This is a genomic window from Niveispirillum sp. FG156, assembly GCF_057809555.1.
In genome coordinates, this window is sequence record NZ_JBMDKE010000018.1 from 1 (window position 1) to 16,345 (window position 16,345).

Here is a 16,345-nt window from a genome sequence, read left to right on the forward strand (position 1 = left end):
CACGAAGGTGGGAGAGGGAGGGGCCCGAACGCGCCAGCGTTTGGGAGGGTGAGGGAGCGACATCTCCCCCCGCCCCTCAGTTCGCAAACGCCGCCTTCAGGGCCGCTGCCCCCTGGGCGATCGCAGCCTTGGCGGCTGGCGTCCCGGCCAGGCCATTCAGCATCACGAAATCATGGATGGTGCCGTTGTAGCGTGTGGAGGTCACCGTCACCCCCGCCTGGATCAGCTTCTTGCCATAGGCCTCACCCTCATCCCGCAGCAGGTCGTTTTCCGCCACGATGATGGTGGCCGTCGGCAGGCCCTGTAACTGCTCCAGACTGGCCTTCAGGGGGAAGGCCGTCACCTCGCCGCGCTTGTCGGCGGGGAAGGTGGCATCCAGGAAGTAATGCATGGCCTTTTCCGTCAGCCACGGGCCATTGCCGAACGCCTGATAGGAGCTGTTGGCCGACACATCATCGGTGACGGGGTAGAACAGCAGCTGGTGGCGGATGGATGCCCCCTGACGCGCCTTGGTCATCAAGGTGATGGCGGCGGCCATGTTGCCGCCTGCACTGTCGCCGGCAACCGCGATGCGGCTGCCATCCAGCCCGTACTGCGCGCCATTCTTGGCCACGAACTGCAGGGCGGCATAGCCCTGTTCATTCTGGGCCGGATAGACGGCTTCGGGCGCCCGGTCATAATCGACGAAGACCACCGCGGCGCCCGATGCGGCGGACAGTTCGCGGATCAGATGATCATGGGTGTTGCGGTCGCCCATCACCCAACCGCCACCATGATAATACATGATCACGGGCAGCAGGCCCTTCGCACCTTCCGGCTTCACGATGCGCACGGCCACCTTGCCCGTGGGGCCGACGGGGAAGCTGGTGTCCTGCATGCTGGTGGCGGCGGATTTCAGCGTCTGAGCCTGGGCACCCGCCAGCACGGCGCGGGCGTCGCTGTAGGACAAGGTGTAGATCGGCTTACCCCCCGATGCCGCCACGGCATCGACAAAGGCCTTCGTCCCGGCTTCCAACACAGGCGCATCGGCCAGGGCCGGGCCGGTCAGGGCAGCAACGGAAAGGGCCAGGGCGGCAACGGTGTTACGCAGACTGTTCATGATGATCTCCTGTCTGTCCGGTGAAGGGAGGGGGGGCGCCGGTTCGGTGCCCGTCATTCGATGGATAGAGTGATATTGTACGATTTAATCGTGTGCGATATAATTAAATGGATGGCGGCCATGCAGCAAAAGCGCCTGCGATCATATCGCGCACGATGCAATATGAAGGGTCATCACCGCTCATGCCCACGCAGGTGCCGCCATGTCCGACACTCCCGCCCTGAAACTGGGCGATTTCATCTGCTTCTCGCTTTACTCGGCCAGCCACGCCTTCACGCGTGTCTATAAGCCGCTGCTGGACCGGCTGGGCCTGACCTACCCGCAATATCTGGTCATGGTGCTGTTGTGGGAGAAGGATGGTCAGACGGTGGGCCAGATCGGCGAACAGCTGTTCCTGGAAAGCAGCACCCTGACCCCGCTGTTGAAACGGCTGGAGGCGGCGGGCCATGTCCGGCGCGAACGCAACCCCGCCGATGAACGCCAGGTCCTGATCCGCCTGACCGATACGGGCCGGGGCCTGAAGGACCAGACGGTGGATTTCTTCGAGCACCTGACCCAGGCCGTGGGCATGGGGTTGGAGGAAATCACCGAGCTGCGCGACAATATCCAGCGGTTGCGGTCCAACCTGAACCGGTTTGCGGGGTAGGGTGTATCAGGGCTGATCCGGTCCGCATTTTCTTCGTCATCCCGGCGCAAGCCGGGACCCAGGGCCAAGCGCCCCACTTGTCAGCAGCACCGATCGAGGCAAGCCGAAGCGTCATTTCCTGTGGCTCTGGGTCCCGGCTTGCGCCGGGATGACGAAAATGGAGAGCGAGGAATCGATTAACCGCGCTATCACCCCGCCCGCTGTGCCTCCCCTGACCGGCGCACAAGGTCGGCAATGTCCAGCAACTGTTTCGACAGCGGGCTGGATTTGCGCCAGACCATGCCGATGGTGCGCGATGGTTCCGGGTCCTTGAAGCGGGCGATGGAAACGGCGGCGGATTTGGTCTCCACCGCGACCGCCATTTCCGGGATCAGGGTGACGCCGATACCGGCCCCTACCATCTGCACCAGGGTGGACAGCGACGATCCGTCCAGCAACTCGCGCGGCAATGCTGTATTCATGTTGCAGAAGGACAGGGCCTGATCGCGGAAACAATGTCCTTCCTCCAGCAGCAGCAGGCGCATTTCACGCAGGGCCTCCGGGCTGGGCACGGGTTTGCCTTCCTCCTCCGCCGGGCGGACCAGCACGAAATTCTCTTCAAACAAAGCCACCTCGGTCAGGGATGGTTCCGACACGGGCAGGGCAACGACGGCGGTATCCAGCCGCCCCTCCAGCAGCTCATGCAGCAGCTTGGGTGTCACCGTTTCGCGCACATGAATGTCCAGGTCGGCATTCATACGGGTCAGGTCACCGATGATGGATGGCAACAGATACGGGGCCACCGTGGGGATCACCCCGATGCGCAGCCGCCCCGCCAGCTGATCCCGCGCGGCGCGGGCCAGATCGCCCAACTCATCCACCGACCGCAGGATGTCGCGCGCGCGGGCGGCAAATTCCTCCCCGAACCCGGTCAACCAGATCTGGCGGGGCCCGCGCTCAAACAGAGGTGCCCCCAACCCCTCCTCCAACTCCTTGATCTGCATCGACAGGGCGGGCTGCGAGATGGCGCAATCATCCGCCGCGCGCCCGAAATGGCCCAGCCGCGCCAGCGCATCGAAATAGCGAAGCTGCTTCAAGGTCAGGTTTGTCATAAGTGTACCTTATTAAGGCAATCAGAAAATCCGACTTAATCTTATCACATAAGTTTGCTAAATCTTAGTTCGCGAGGATGAGGAGCCCCCATGTCCCAACCGCGTCGCGTCACATCACCCCGATGGATCGCGGGTTCCGGTTTACCGGAACGGCAGGGGGCTTTGTGTGCCGGTCCGGCGGGAAATGCCGGGGCCGGTCGATATGTTCACCGATACCGAAGTCTGACGTCCTGATGGGCGCGATGCTGCTTGACCGCGGCGAACCCTTTCGTGCCCGCACCGCCACAATCGATCCATGACAGGAGATAAGAATGGACGGGAATAATTCGGGGAGCGCTGCCAAGTGCCCTGTGCTGCATGGGATTCGTCCCAATGCCACCTTTGGCGGCCGTTCCAACCGTGACTGGTGGCCCAACCAGCTGAACCTGAAGATCCTGCACCAGAACACGGCCCTGTCCGATCCGTTCGGTGGCCGGTTCAGCTATGCCGAGGCGTTCAAGGGCCTAGATTATGCCGCCCTTAAGGCCGATCTGACGGCGTTGATGACCGACAGCCAGGATTGGTGGCCCGCCGATTACGGTCATTATGGTGGCCTGTTCATCCGCATGGCCTGGCACAGCGCCGGCACCTACCGCACCTCCGACGGACGCGGTGGCGCCGGTTCGGGCACGCAGCGTTTCGCGCCGCTGAATTCCTGGCCCGACAATGGCAACCTGGACAAGGCGCGCCGCCTGCTCTGGCCCATCAAGCAGAAGTACGGCAAGGCCATCTCCTGGGCCGACCTGATGATCCTGGCAGGCAATGTTGCCCTGGAGTCGATGGGCTTCAAGACCTTCGGCTTTGGCGGCGGTCGCCCCGATGTTTGGGAGCCGGAAGAGGATATCTACTGGGGCAAGGAAGATACCTGGCTGGGCGACAAGCGCTATAGCGGGGATCGTGACCTGGAAAACCCGCTGGCCGCCGTCCAGATGGGCCTGATCTATGTGAACCCCGAGGGGCCGAACGGCAACCCGGACCCGATGGCGTCGGGCCGCGACATCCGCGAGACCTTTGCCCGTATGGCCATGAATGACGAGGAAACGGTCGCCCTGGTGGCCGGCGGCCACACGTTCGGCAAGGCGCACGGCGCCGGCGATCCTGCCCATGTCGGGCCGGAGCCGGAAGGCGCGCCCTTGGAGGCCATGGGCTTGGGCTGGCTGAACAGCCTGGGCACCGGCAAGGGTGTGCATACCATCACCAGCGGGATCGAGGGGGCCTGGACCCCGACGCCGACGCAGTGGGACAATTCCTATTTCGACACGCTGCTGGGCTATGACGAATGGGAACTGACCAAGAGCCCGGCTGGCGCGCATCAGTGGAAGCCCAAGGACCCGGATGCTGCCACGACGGTGCCCGACGCGCATGACCCGACAAAGCGTCACGCGCCCATGATGACGACGGCGGATATGGCCCTGCGCACCGATCCGGCCTATCTGGAAATTTCCAAGCGGTTCCGCGCCAATCCGGAAGAGTTCGCGGATGCCTTTGCACGGGCCTGGTTCAAGCTGACCCACCGCGACTCGGGTCCCAAGAGCCTGTATCTGGGGCCGGAAGTGCCGGCGGAAGACCTGATCTGGCAGGATCCGATCCCCGCCGTGGATCACCCGCTGATCGATGCCGCCGACATCGCGACGCTGAAGGCCAGCATCCTGGCGTCTGGCCTGTCGGTACCGGAACTGGTGGGGGCGGCCTGGGCCTCGGCCTCCACCTTCCGGGGATCGGACAAGCGCGGCGGGGCCAATGGCGCCCGTGTCCGTCTGGCCCCGCAGAAGGATTGGGTCGTGAACCAGCCGGCACAGCTGGCCAAGGTTCTGGGCGTGCTGGAAGGTATCCAGGCCGGGTTCAACGGCAGTGCGTCTGGCGCTAAGAAAGTATCGCTGGCCGACCTGATCGTGCTGGCCGGCGTGGCGGCGGTGGAGAAGGCGGCGGCAGATGCCGGCCATGCCGTGACGGTGCCCTTCACGCCGGGCCGTGCGGATGCCAGCCAGGATCAGACGGATGTGGACAGTTTCGCGGTGCTGGAACCGGTGGCCGATGGCTTCCGCAATTACCTCAAGACCGAATATTCGGTCCCGGCGGAAGAGATGCTGGTCGACAAGGCCCAGCTTCTGACCCTTACGGCCCCGGAAATGACGGTGCTGGTGGGCGGCATGCGCGCGCTGAACGCCAATTCCGGCGGGGCGCAGCATGGGGTGTTCACCAAGCGTCCGGGCGTGCTGTCCAACGACTTCTTCGTCAACCTGCTGGATGCCAGCACCGTCTGGAACGCCACGGACGGCACCCAGGGTGTGTTCGAAGGCCGCGACCGGACTAACGGTGCCATCAAATGGACCGCCACCCGCGTCGATCTGGTCTTCGGCTCTAACTCCCAACTGCGCGCGCTGTCCGAGGTTTATGGCAGCAGCGATGGTGAGGCGAAGTTCGTGAACGACTTCGTCGCCGCCTGGACCAAGGTGATGAATGCCGACCGGTTTGATGTGAAGTAAGCGCGGTCGGGTTGGTTGAAAAGAATGGCGGCTCCGGAATGACCGGGGCCGCCATTTGTTTTTGAAGACGTCGCTCCCTCACCCTCCCGAAAGCTTGCGCATTCGGGCCCCTCCCTCTCCCACATTCGTGGGCGAGGGGCGTAACTTCATGATGTGCCTGACATCGCCCCTCGCCCGCTTGCGGGAGAGGGAGGGACCCAAGCTGGAAGGCTTGGGAGGGTGAGGGAGCGACGCGCCCCTCACGCCGCCAGCAGCCTCTCCACCGTGTCGCTGGTCTGGTCGTTCAGGCGGAATTGCAGGCGCAGGCGGTTGCCTTCCTGCTGGATCACGCGGCCGGGCAGGGCGTGGCCGGACAGGCGCAGTTCCACTTCCGTCCCCGCCTGCACCGAGGCGCCGGTGAGCGCACAGCCGCCCAGGCCGATATCGGACAGGGTCACCTCGAACCGTTCCACTTTGCCGCGCGGGCCGTGGGCCGTTAGTTCACCGCGCAGGGCGCAGGAACGGCGTTCGAACTGGCGGCGTTCGCCGGCCTTCTGCATGGCCGACAGGAATTCCTCCACATCGGCGCGCAGCCGCTCGGACTGCTGCGACAGGTCGCCGGCGGCGGCCAGGAGCTGAGTGGAGGCGACCTTAGTGAATTCCGCACTTTCGCGCACGGTGCCCAGGCTTTCCGTCACCTCGCGTGTGCGGTCGGCGGCCTCTGTCACGTTGCGGGCAATCTCGTCCGTGGCGGCGCCCTGTTCGGTGACGGCAGATGCGATGGCGCCGGAATTGCCATCCACCTCCCCGATGATGCGGGCGATGGTGGAGATGATGCCGACGGCGTGACCGGCGGCCCCCTTCACGGCATTGACCTTTTCCTGGATTTCGTCTGTGGCCCTGGCCGTCTGGGTGGCCAGATTCTTCACCTCCGACGCGACGACGGCGAAGCCCTTGCCGGCCTCTCCCGCCCGCGCCGCCTCGATGGTGGCGTTCAGGGCCAGAAGATTGGTCTGGGCCGCGATGGCATGGATGAAATCAACCACGGCACCGACGCCATCCACCACATTGGCCAACTCATCCACCACGCCGCGCGCCTTGTCGGCCTCCGACACGGCATCCTTGGTGGTTAGGGAGGTGCGTTCGATCTGCGAGCCGATCTCCGCACTGGACGCGGCCAGTTCCTCCGTCGCGGCGGCTACGGTCTGGGCATTCTGGGTGGCGCGGTCGGCGCTCTGCCCCGCGATGCCGGTGCGGTTGGTGGTTTCATCCGCCTGATGCGACAGGTTGCGGGCCGTTGCCTCTAACTCGGTCGAGGCACTGGCGAAGGTGCGCAGCTGCCCGCTGACCGCCATCTGGAAGTCGCGGACCAGTTCCTCCAGTGCGGCCTGCCGACGGGCGCGGGCCTCCTGCTCGCGCTGCTGGGACTCTTCCAGTTCACGGTTGCGCAGGGCATTGGCCTTGAACACGCCCATGGCGCGGGCGAGCGCCCCCACCTCATCCTTCTGCTCGGCAAAGGCCACCTGCACCGTCAGGTCGCCATCGGCCAGCTGCCCCATGGACCGGGTCAGTTGTCCCAAGGGCGCGATGATGTAGCGCAGGACCACGAACAGCACGGCCCCCGACGCGATGGCGAACAGCAGGGCCGTGACGGCCAGCGTGATGATCTGTTCCTTGTGGAACTTGCCGATGCGCGTATCGAGCAGGCGCGACAGGTCGGCGGAGCCGGCGGTATACAGCGCGTCGATACGGGTCAGGGCGGCGATGGTGGCGGCATTGTCCAGGGCCTGGCTCTCCGCCTGGCTCACCAGGGTCTTGAAGGCGGCCTGCAGGTCGGCATCCGGCTTGCTCAGGGCCTTGGCCACGCTGCCATCGGCGCTGGCATCGATGGCGGCCTTTACCGAATTGCCCGACCCGTCGGCCACAGCCTTCAGCCCGCCCAGCGAGACATAGAGATCGACCTTCTCCTCCGCACTGACGCTGCCGTCGGCGTAGAGCATGTGGGTCAGGCTGTACATGGCGCTGGTCTGATCCAGCAGGTCCGGCAGCTTGATTAGCGCCAGATCCATGACGTAATAGCTGTCCAGATCGGGGTCCAGGATCAGGTTCGACTTGTCACCCACCCGCGTGATCAGGGCGCGCAGGGCCGTGCGGGCAGGACCCGTTGCCTGTCCGGCTCCAAGCGCGGCCACGGCATCCTTCACCTGGGTGGCGGCCTCCATCCCTTCGCCATACTGGCCGTCCAGCTTCTTCACCTGATCGGCCAGCGCCTTGCCATCCACGCTGTTCCTCGCGATTTCCGCCTTGGCGAGCGTCATCTGCACCTGTGCCAGCCCGCGCAGGTAAAGCGTGCCCTGCTGTTCCTTCTCGGCAAAGCCGATGGCCTCGCCTTGTTTTGCGACCAACGCCCAGAGCAGGAAGGCCACAGGCACCAGGAACAGCAAAGACGCCAGACCCAGCTTCGGGGTTATGGGCAGATCACGCAGCATCGTCAGGACTCTCCAGATTGGCACTAGTGAGGAAAGTGAACGCGGCGGTGGCGTGCCCGTTCGGTTCGGGCGGTATTTTCACAGAGTCTAACTGGGATTTGCGTGGCCCGGAATACGCGAAATGGCGAAGGGCCTTTGGCGGTGTAGTGTGTTGATGCCGCAGGGGGATGCGATGATCTGCTCCGCCACCTTCGGCCCGGCCCCGTGCCGCATCTGACGCACGCAAATGGCCAATGTTAGAAGTGAATGCCTATTTTTGCCGAAAATTCCCATGTAAGTGCGAAGACTACTGCGATCAACAATCAAAACGCAGTCCGTGCTCATAGACAAAGTTCCTTGGGAACTCTCGAAGCTTGTTGCGCATAAGGAGTAAGTGTTCAAGCCTTATTGTCCAGAAACGGGGGTGCTGTATTCCAATCTGATATCGCAGATACGCTGGTCGGAGAAAAATCTGCCGGATACAGCATAAATCCAGCGCCAATTGAAAGGGTTTTCAACGGCCACAGGTACTGTGCTATCGTGCTTGCCAGTCAGCTTGCATCTGACTTCCTCTGGGACCCTGCTAAACAACTTTATTTCTGTCAGGACTTGATATTCATGCTGCGGGCCATATTATCGGAATGAAACTTTGAGGCCAATATCGGCGCTGCTGTCCCTTCCGCCTAAAGTAGGCTCCACACGATCAACGACGGCGTCGGCTCTTGGTGTCGCGATAGGGCTGTGTGAAGTAAAATCGGAGAGAAAATTGAACGGAATTGCATCTTCCGGTAACGTCCTGTGTAATCTGGAAAACGCGCAAAATTATCTGCGCGTGCGCCTTGTGAACGTTATTGTCGACTGTAGCGTCGGCATCCATCCTTGGGAACAGTTTCCGGAACGCCCCAACCGCCTTGCGGTTAACGTGGATATGTACTGCAAGGGCTATGCAGATGCCGGCGGTTTTGAGGGCGGTGGAATTGTCGATTATGACCCTATCCGGTCCTTCATTGTGAGTTGGAGCAAGCGGCCCCACACGCCGTACCTGGAGACGCTGGCAGAGGCGCTTATCGTTGAATGCTTCCGTGATGCCCGCGTTGACGCAGTGTGCGTGTCCATCCTCAAGCCGGGCATCTTCAATGAGACGGCGGGCGCTGGAATCGAGATTTTCCGCAAACGTTCCTGAATGGGCGCCATTGCAGACCAGGGCGGGACGAACTCGAATTCCTTCTTGAGGATATTTTCAGCGGGCCCCCGACATATCGGGCCCGTCCTCATCCCTCCTGCGTCGCACGGGCTTCGAACATCACGTCTCGATTGCGCGGCTGCAGATGTTGTCCGCCGTCGATTGTGATTGTTCGACCAGACATCAAAGGCGCCTCAAGGCAGTATGCGACGAGTGCCGAAATATCAGCGGGCGTGGAGCCGCGACCGAGTGGTGCGGTCGCATGGGCTGTTTGGAAATCTTCTTCCGTCTGGTCACCACTGGGCAGACAAAGCCCGGGTGCAATCGCCAGAACCCTGACACGGCCTTGCCACGCCATTGCGCTAAGGCGGGTGACGCCTTCAAGGGCGAGCTTGGTTGCCGTGTAGCTGAAGAAATCGGGGTTAAGATTTGATATTTTCTGATCCAGAATATTGATTATGCACCTGTCCTCCAGGATTTCGCCCTGATTGGCGAATGCCTGAGACAAGAGCGTGGGCGCGCGCAGGTTGACAGCAAAGGCATGATCCCAGTTTTCAGCCTTGAAGCTGTCCGCCTCATCGAATTCAAATACCGATGCGCTGTTCACCAACGCCCGAATTGGCCCCAGGGCGGCCTGTGCCGCACTCACAACCTGAATACCGACATCGGGCGATGCCAGATCGGCCTGAATCAGGGCCGCCCGGCGTCCCAGTTGTTCCACTTCTTGGGCGACAGCTTCTGCCTCTGAGCGGGATGTCCCGTAATGGATGGCCACATCCCATCCCGCGCGCGCCAGATGCATCGTTATGGCCCGCCCAAGGCGCTTGGCAGCGCCAGTAACGATCACCGTTTTTGATCTCATGGAGGGCAGCCTAAAGTCAGTGGGCGAATGGGGCGCCGCCAGCAGCGGGCCTATCTGGAAGTAGCATGGCGGGCTGCCACCTCAAGCGGGGGCCTTTTTTACCTGCGTTGAACTTTTCGCACCAGCCGCATGAAGGCCGCTTCTATTGGGGCGCTTCAGAAGGAACCAGAAAGTCCAAAGCGTTTACGCGATCAGCGTGCAATGCCTTGTGGTGCCAGCAGGCTTCGCAGAACGCCCAAAAGAGCCGGCACGGTAGGTATTATCCGCGCCCTGCGTTCTGTACCGATGGTCGTGCAAAAATGCCAAAAGCCCCTTGGAACTTCTCCAAGAGGCCTATTTTTCATCGCCTTAGCGAGAAAATGGCGGAGGGGATGAGAGTGAAAGAGGCAAGGGCCGTCAAGCCGTTGTCGTGGCTAACTGCCAAAAGCGCCCCTTTGATTTCATTGCCCTTTTCAGCCTTAGGGCTAACCTTTCTAAGCGCTACCGCTCTACTCGCATGGGTGGTGGACATGCGTAGCGTCGTCGCCAACCCCACCCCGAACCGCCACCATCTGGCCGGGGAGTTACTGGACCTGTCCCGCGACGTGCGCCGCATCGGATGCGGGTTCCGTACTGACCCGGAAACCATTGCACTGGCCAAGGACAGCATCGCGGCCCGGCTGTGCGCTATCGCCCGCCAGTTGGAGGGGCACGCGCAGCTATGACCGGGACCAAACCCGAACCCAACCCCTTCGATAGCGCGGTCCTGTTCACCCCGCCCACACCCGGTGACGCAGCTTACGACAGCATCCGCCGGACGGTTGATGAAGCGGAACAGGTCGAGTTCAAGCCGCGAATCGTCGCATCCTCACGCGCTTCCCCGCTTATCGAGACGGAAGCCGGGGGCATTCGTGCCTGTCTGGCAAACGCCATCACGCTGCTGTCCGGGGAGCATGTGCCCGGCATTTTCCCGGACGGCAAGAACCCATGGGACGGTGTCCTTGCACATAACGAGTTCGCCATGCGGACCATTGCCAAGGCCCCCTTGCCTTGGACCGACCCGGCAGAGAAAGCCCAATGGCAACCGCGTACATGGACTCCGCAGGACGATTTCTATGCAGCGGACTGGTTGCAGCATCAGGGCTGCCTTGTAAACCCCAAGGTGGTATCGGCAGCGGTTGAGGCCGTGGCCCATCGTGCGCGCTTCCACCCCGTCCGTGACTACCTGGAAAGCCTGAAATGGGATGGTGTCCACCGATTGGAGGATTGGCCTTCCGATTATCTGGGGGCAGACAACAGCACCTATACCCGTGCTGTCGGATCACGATGGATGATTTCGGCGGTGGCCCGTGTCTTTGAACCGGGCTGCCAGGCGGATTGCGTCCTGATCCTGGAAGGCTGGCAAGGACAGGGGAAGTCATCCGCCCTGCGCACCCTTGGCGGGGAGTGGTTCACAGATGACCTTGCCGACCTGACCAGCAAGGACGCGGCGATGCAGACAGCCGGGGCATGGATCATTGAGGTGGCCGAACTGGACGCCTTCAGCCGTGCCGAGGCGGCCCGCATCAAGGCATTCGTGAGCCGTCGCATTGACCGCTTTCGACCACCCTATGGCGAGCGTCTGATAGACAACCCGCGCCAATGCGTCTTTGCAGGCACCACCAACAAGACGGACGGTTATCTACAGGACGCCACGGGCGCACGGCGCTTCTGGCCTATCCGCGTGGGCACCCCCGATCTGCCCGGCTTGGAGCGTGCGCGCAACCAGCTATGGGCGGAAGCCGTCCACCTGTACCGAACCCGCGCCCCCTGGTGGCTGGATACCGACGAACTGCGGCAAGAGGCACAGCAAGAGGCAGATGCACGGTATGATGCAGATAGCTGGGACTACCTCGTGTCCAAGTATGTCAGCGCCTTTCCCAGCATTTCCATTGGCCAAGTGTTGGAAGGCTGCCTTGCCCTTCCACCATCCGAGTGGTCGAAGGGCAACGAGATGCGCGTGGGCAAGATACTGACGGCCATGGGCTGGGAGCGGTATCAGGTGCGTGATGGGCAGGCCCGTCAACGGCGGTACAGGCCACCTGTCACCACCTTGTCACCACCTGCAAGCGAAGTGGTGACACGAAAACATGAATGAAATCAAAGCTGTCACCACTGTCACCACTGTCACCACCTGACGCGCGTACATGTGAGTTATCAGCACAGAACAAGAACACCCCCTTTCTCCGTATATAGAAACAAGTGGTGACAGTGGTGACAGTGGTGACAACGTTGAAATCATTGAACAATTCCTGTCACCACTTCTAGAGAGGTGGTGACAAGGTGGTGACAGGGTCAGCGGTCTGGGTCCCTCCCCCCTGCATCCCCCGTGGGTAATTCGAACCCACCACTTCCTTAGTCTCCAAGGGTTTAGGATAGTAAAATGCAGACGCTCTTAGACACTTTACCCGGCTTGCCCAAGGCTCCCGTCAGCCTGTCCAAGAGCGACTTTGCCCGCGAAATGGGGGTGACGCCGGGACGCATTTCCCAACTGATCACCCGTGGCCTGCCTGTTCTGCCGAATGGCCGGATCGATCCCGAGGTCGGGCGGGAGTGGTACGCGGCGAACATCGATCCCAGCCGGCGGCGGGCGGTGGTGCAGGCAGGCGAACATGGTTCGCGTCCTGTCAGCATCAAGGACGAGATCGAAACCGAACGTCTGGCCCATGCCCGCATGAAGCGCCTGCACCTGGAAAGGACGCTGGTGGACAAACAGGCGGTAGAGGCCGCCGTGTTCTCCCGTGCGCGGGCCGAACGGGACGCCCATCTTGCCTGGGTGGTCCGCATATCGCCCTTGCTGGCTGGGCAGGTGGGCAGCGACCCGGCCACCGTCTTCGCCTTCCTGGATCGGGAGATGCGGGCGCACCTGGCCGCCGTCGCCAGCCGTCCGATGGAGGGCCTGGCCGATGCTTGACGATGTGACCGCCTGGGTTGATGGCGTCTGGCGGCGGGGCATGTGCCCTGATCCCAGCATGACGGTTGCCGAATGGGCCGACCGGTTCCGCATCCTGCCCCCGTCCAGCGCCGAACCCGGCCCGTGGAGTACCGCCCGCCTGCCCTTCCTGCGGGAGCCGATGGAGAGGCTGACGGTCACCGACCCCACCGAACGGGTGGTGGTGATGAAAAGCGCCCAGGTGGGCGGCACCGAAACCGCCCTGAATTTCGTGGGCTATTGCATCCATCAGGCCCCCGGCAACGTCATGCTGGTCATGCCGTCCACCGACATGATCCGCCGCAACACGGCCACCCGCATCGATCCGCTGTTGGAACACACGCCCGTGGTGAAGGATCGGGTGGTGCCCTTCCGGTCCCGCGACAGCGGCAACAGCGCGACCCGCAAGAAATTCCAGGGTGGCGAGCTGCTGATGGTAGGCGCCAACAGCCCCTTGGGCCTGCGCAGCCTGCCCGCCCGCTTCATCCTGTTGGACGAAGTGGATGGCTTCCCGGTGGACGCGGACGGCGAAGGCGATCCGGTGGATCTGGCCATGCGTGCCGCCATCACCTATCGCGGGCGGCGGAAGATACTCATGATCTCCACCCCCACCACCAAGGGGTTCAGTCGCATCGAAACCGCCTACCTGGAATCGGATCAGCGCCGCTTTCATGTGCCCTGTCCGCATTGCGACGAACCCCACGTTCTGCGGTGGGAGAATGTGCGGTGGCCGGAGGGGCAGCGGCACCTTGCCCACCTGGTCTGTCCCCATTGCGGCGCTGAAATCACTGAGGCACAGCGGCACGCCATGGTCGGGCTGGGGGAATGGCGGGCCACGGCCCCCGGTGACGGGCGCACCGCCGGCTATCATATCGGCGGGCTGCTGTCCCCCTTCGTGTCCGTGGCCGAGCTGGCGGTGGAGCATGGCACCGTGTGCAAGGACCCGCCCCGCCACAAGACGTTCAAGAACGTCAAGCTGGGGGAGCTTTGGGAGGATGAGGGTGTCGGCATTACCGACGCCATGGCCTTCCTGGACCGGCGGGAGGATTGGGGCGAGCTGTTGCCGGCGGGCGTGGTCTGCCTCACCGCCGGAGTGGATACCCAGAATGACCGGCTGGAATTGGAGGTGGTGGGCTGGGGCCGGGATGAAGAAAGCTGGTCCATCGACCATCAGGTGCTTTGGGGCGACCCCGCCCAGCCCGAGGTTTGGGCGGCCCTGGATGCGGAATTGCGCCGCACCTTCCGCCACAGCCGGGCTGTGCCCGACATGCCCATCCGCGCCGTCGCCATCGACAGCGGCGGGCATCGTACCCAGGCCGTCTATGGCTTCGCTGCGGAGCGCCAGACGCGGCGCGTGTGGGCCATCAAGGGAAGGGGCGGTGCCGGCATCCCCGTATGGCCGAAACGCCCGTCACCGGCGGGCCGGGGCAACATGCCGCTGTACATCGTGGGCGTGGATGCGGCCAAGGAAACGATCTATCAGCGCCTGCCCCTGGTGGGTGCCGGTGCCGGCTGTTGCCATTTCTCCATGGCGCGGGATGAAGACTATTTCCGCCAGCTGACCGCTGAACGGCTGGTCACCCGCTATGTTGCCGGAAAGCCCGTGCGGGAATGGGCCAAGCAGAAGGGGGCACGCAATGAGGCCTTGGATATAAGGGTTTACGCCTACGCCGCCCTGCATGGCCTGGTCGCCTTGGGCTTCCGGTTGAACCGGGAAGCCGAAGGGCTGGACACAACCCCGATGCGACAGGCGAACGACACAGCACCCCTGCGAACCGTGTTCGCCGGCCCTACGTCGATCAAAAGCCGGTTCATGGGTGGTTAGGCGCTGGCATATCGGAGGGTTTCAAAACTCTCCGATAACTATCCGCAAAAATAGTACAATGATTTCAAGGCATTCGGAGGGTTTTGGATAGTTCGTATAGTTTGTCTACGTACACATATGAGAAATTGCCCGCTGATGGCACCTCTCACACGCGCACCCGCGCGCAACAGTCCAAACCTTCCGAACTGTCCGGTGCAGGCAGATTGCCTTGTCTCCCTGCGCTCCGAACTCTCCGTAGGGTTGGAGGGTTAAGGCTTGGGTAAATAGCCGTTCGCCTGCAACCACTCACGACAGATGCGCTCAACCATGAGGGAAATCGAGCGTTCATCGTCCTTGGCAGCCTTTTCAAGCGCGGCCTTGGTCTCCGGTGATAAACGGACACTGGTGGGCAGTGCTTTCATTGTAACTAATCCTGACTACAAACGCATTGACGTCAAACGGAACGTTAGTGCATTGTAGTCAATATAAAGCGACCGGGCAAGCGGGGTAGGAGCCGCCGGCCCGGTCTAACCCAACCGACCTTGTATGGAGGCACGGCATGGCTACTCGCATGCCTATCACCCGCCGGGGTGTTCTGTCAGCCCTTCCCATGGCCATTGCCGGCAGTGCCGTCGTGGCGGTGGCCGCGAACCCGGTCCCGGTGCCCTGCGCACCGCAACCCGATGCGGAGCTGATCCAACTGGGGGAAGCGTTCGAAGCCGCATGGCGGCATGAGAACGAGGAATACGCCCTGATAGAGGGCGTTGAACAGACGATCGAGAACGAAGAGATCATCTGCGCTTCCGCCCATGCGGCGACCCGCGCCACCAACGCGCTGGTAACCCAGATCATGCAATGCCGCGCCGTGACGGTGCAGGGCATGCGCATCAAGGCGCGGGCCATATCCTGGTGTCATGCCGGTGACCCGGCCCTTGCCGATTCGCTGAACCAAAGCACCGACACCATGCTTGCCGCTAGCATCATCCGCGACCTGTTGGGGGAATGACGCCATGGCCAAGGCCCCGAAACAGCAACCCCTGTCCGACCAAGAACGCGAGCTTTTGCACTACTTCCGCGCCTGCACCCCCGAGCGCCGCCAGCTTCTCTGGGAACTGTCCAAGGAACTTTGCCGCGCCAGCCCCAAGATCGAAATCCATGTGGTCACCGGCTCCGAGGCGCAGTGACCCTTGACAACCATCATCAACACACAGAAAACTCATGACACGGATTTGAGATTTTATGGAGGGTGTTATGAGCTATTCAGGCTTTGGCTACGGATGTAACAGGGACGAAGCGGCGCGGATCGCTGGGGTAACCCCGGACCAAATCCGCAACTGGATGGACCGTTATCATCTGTTCAGTTCCTTGCAGCGCGGCAGCGGCTTTCACCTCACGTTCGGCATGCGTCAGTTCATGACACTATCCGTGGTCGCGGCCATGATGGATATCGGCATGTCGGCCCGTGACGCCTGCGATATCGCTCGGTCGGAAATCTTCCACCGCAACTTCCTGAATAAGCCGAATGACAGCGTTTCCTTTACCCGTAACAAGGAAGGGCGCTGGATATATATCGAACTGCCCGGTTCCGTGGTGACCATCACAGTCCACTTGGATCCGTTGTATCGTGGCATCCGGGACCGGATGGGCATCGAGGCCGACAGCAACCCAGTCCTGGCTGCCGAACTGGCCCTCTGGGATGCCGAGTTGGCCAAGTTACGCGCCCGGCAGGAAGGGTAAC

At 62.4% G+C, this 16,345-nt stretch carries 15 protein-coding genes; 10 read left to right on the forward strand and 5 right to left on the reverse strand.

Annotated features, from left to right (window positions below):
* Positions 1–76: 76 nt before the first annotated feature.
* Entirely contained in the window at positions 77–1,099 is a 1,023-nt protein-coding gene (locus ACODSP_RS12920) for an alpha/beta hydrolase (RefSeq protein ID WP_488965984.1), read from the reverse strand.
* 202 nt (positions 1,100–1,301) lie between these two features.
* Between ACODSP_RS12920 and ACODSP_RS12925 the strand changes: the two genes are divergently transcribed.
* Positions 1,302–1,745 carry a MarR family winged helix-turn-helix transcriptional regulator gene (locus ACODSP_RS12925; RefSeq protein WP_488965985.1) on the forward strand — a complete coding sequence of 148 codons (444 nt, stop codon included), beginning with the start codon at positions 1,302–1,304 and terminating at the stop codon, positions 1,743–1,745.
* 188 nt (positions 1,746–1,933) lie between these two features.
* On the opposite strand, the gene ACODSP_RS12930 is transcribed toward ACODSP_RS12925, so the two are convergent.
* Positions 1,934–2,836, reverse strand: coding sequence for a hydrogen peroxide-inducible genes activator (locus ACODSP_RS12930; protein ID WP_488965986.1), 903 nt, complete (start codon positions 2,834–2,836; stop codon positions 1,934–1,936).
* 311 nt (positions 2,837–3,147) lie between these two features.
* On the opposite strand from ACODSP_RS12930, the gene katG reads away from it, so the two are divergent.
* A complete protein-coding gene (katG, locus tag ACODSP_RS12935; RefSeq protein ID WP_488965987.1) occupies positions 3,148–5,361 on the forward strand; it encodes a catalase/peroxidase HPI in 2,214 nt (737 codons plus the stop codon).
* 239 nt (positions 5,362–5,600) lie between these two features.
* Here katG and ACODSP_RS12940 read toward each other — a convergent pair whose 3' ends face one another.
* Positions 5,601–7,829 (reverse strand): methyl-accepting chemotaxis protein, encoded by a 2,229-nt coding sequence (locus tag ACODSP_RS12940; RefSeq protein WP_488965988.1) that lies wholly within the window; start codon positions 7,827–7,829, stop codon positions 5,601–5,603.
* A gap of 745 nt (positions 7,830–8,574) precedes the next feature.
* On the opposite strand from ACODSP_RS12940, the gene ACODSP_RS12945 reads away from it, so the two are divergent.
* A complete protein-coding gene (locus ACODSP_RS12945) occupies positions 8,575–8,991 on the forward strand; it encodes a dihydroneopterin aldolase (protein WP_488965989.1) in 417 nt (138 codons plus the stop codon).
* A gap of 88 nt (positions 8,992–9,079) precedes the next feature.
* Here ACODSP_RS12945 and ACODSP_RS12950 read toward each other — a convergent pair whose 3' ends face one another.
* Entirely contained in the window at positions 9,080–9,853 is a 774-nt protein-coding gene (locus ACODSP_RS12950; RefSeq protein WP_488965990.1) for an SDR family oxidoreductase, read from the reverse strand.
* Between the two features lie 509 nt (positions 9,854–10,362).
* Here ACODSP_RS12950 and ACODSP_RS12955 point away from each other — a divergent pair.
* The 4 genes from ACODSP_RS12955 to ACODSP_RS12970 all read left to right on the forward strand — a co-directional run bounded on the left by ACODSP_RS12955 (position 10,363) and on the right by ACODSP_RS12970 (position 14,628).
* Positions 10,363–10,557, forward strand: a complete 195-nt coding sequence (locus tag ACODSP_RS12955; RefSeq protein WP_488965991.1) for a hypothetical protein — start codon at positions 10,363–10,365, stop codon at positions 10,555–10,557.
* Positions 10,554–11,969, forward strand: a complete 1,416-nt coding sequence (locus ACODSP_RS12960; RefSeq protein WP_488965992.1) for a virulence-associated E family protein — start codon at positions 10,554–10,556, stop codon at positions 11,967–11,969. Before ACODSP_RS12955 ends, ACODSP_RS12960 begins: the two co-directional genes overlap by 4 nt.
* 285 nt (positions 11,970–12,254) lie before the next feature.
* Positions 12,255–12,785 carry a hypothetical protein gene (locus ACODSP_RS12965; RefSeq protein WP_488965993.1) on the forward strand — a complete coding sequence of 177 codons (531 nt, stop codon included), beginning with the start codon at positions 12,255–12,257 and terminating at the stop codon, positions 12,783–12,785.
* Positions 12,778–14,628 (forward strand): phage terminase large subunit family protein, encoded by a 1,851-nt coding sequence (locus ACODSP_RS12970; protein WP_488965994.1) that lies wholly within the window; start codon positions 12,778–12,780, stop codon positions 14,626–14,628. The genes ACODSP_RS12965 and ACODSP_RS12970 overlap by 8 nt, the downstream gene beginning before the upstream one ends.
* Positions 14,629–14,876: 248 nt before the next feature.
* Here ACODSP_RS12970 and ACODSP_RS12975 read toward each other — a convergent pair whose 3' ends face one another.
* Positions 14,877–15,029, reverse strand: a complete 153-nt coding sequence (locus ACODSP_RS12975) for a ribbon-helix-helix protein, CopG family (RefSeq protein ID WP_488965995.1) — start codon at positions 15,027–15,029, stop codon at positions 14,877–14,879.
* Between the two features lie 137 nt (positions 15,030–15,166).
* Between ACODSP_RS12975 and ACODSP_RS12980 the strand changes: the two genes are divergently transcribed.
* The 3 genes from ACODSP_RS12980 to ACODSP_RS12990 all read left to right on the forward strand — a co-directional run bounded on the left by ACODSP_RS12980 (position 15,167) and on the right by ACODSP_RS12990 (position 16,344).
* Positions 15,167–15,613, forward strand: coding sequence for a hypothetical protein (locus ACODSP_RS12980; RefSeq protein WP_488965996.1), 447 nt, complete (start codon positions 15,167–15,169; stop codon positions 15,611–15,613).
* Between the two features lie 4 nt (positions 15,614–15,617).
* Complete coding sequence (locus ACODSP_RS12985; RefSeq protein ID WP_488965997.1) at positions 15,618–15,791, forward strand: hypothetical protein; 174 nt, start codon at positions 15,618–15,620, stop codon at positions 15,789–15,791.
* 67 nt (positions 15,792–15,858) lie between these two features.
* Positions 15,859–16,344, forward strand: a complete 486-nt coding sequence (locus tag ACODSP_RS12990; protein WP_488965998.1) for a MerR family transcriptional regulator — start codon at positions 15,859–15,861, stop codon at positions 16,342–16,344.
* Position 16,345 lies beyond the last annotated feature (1 nt).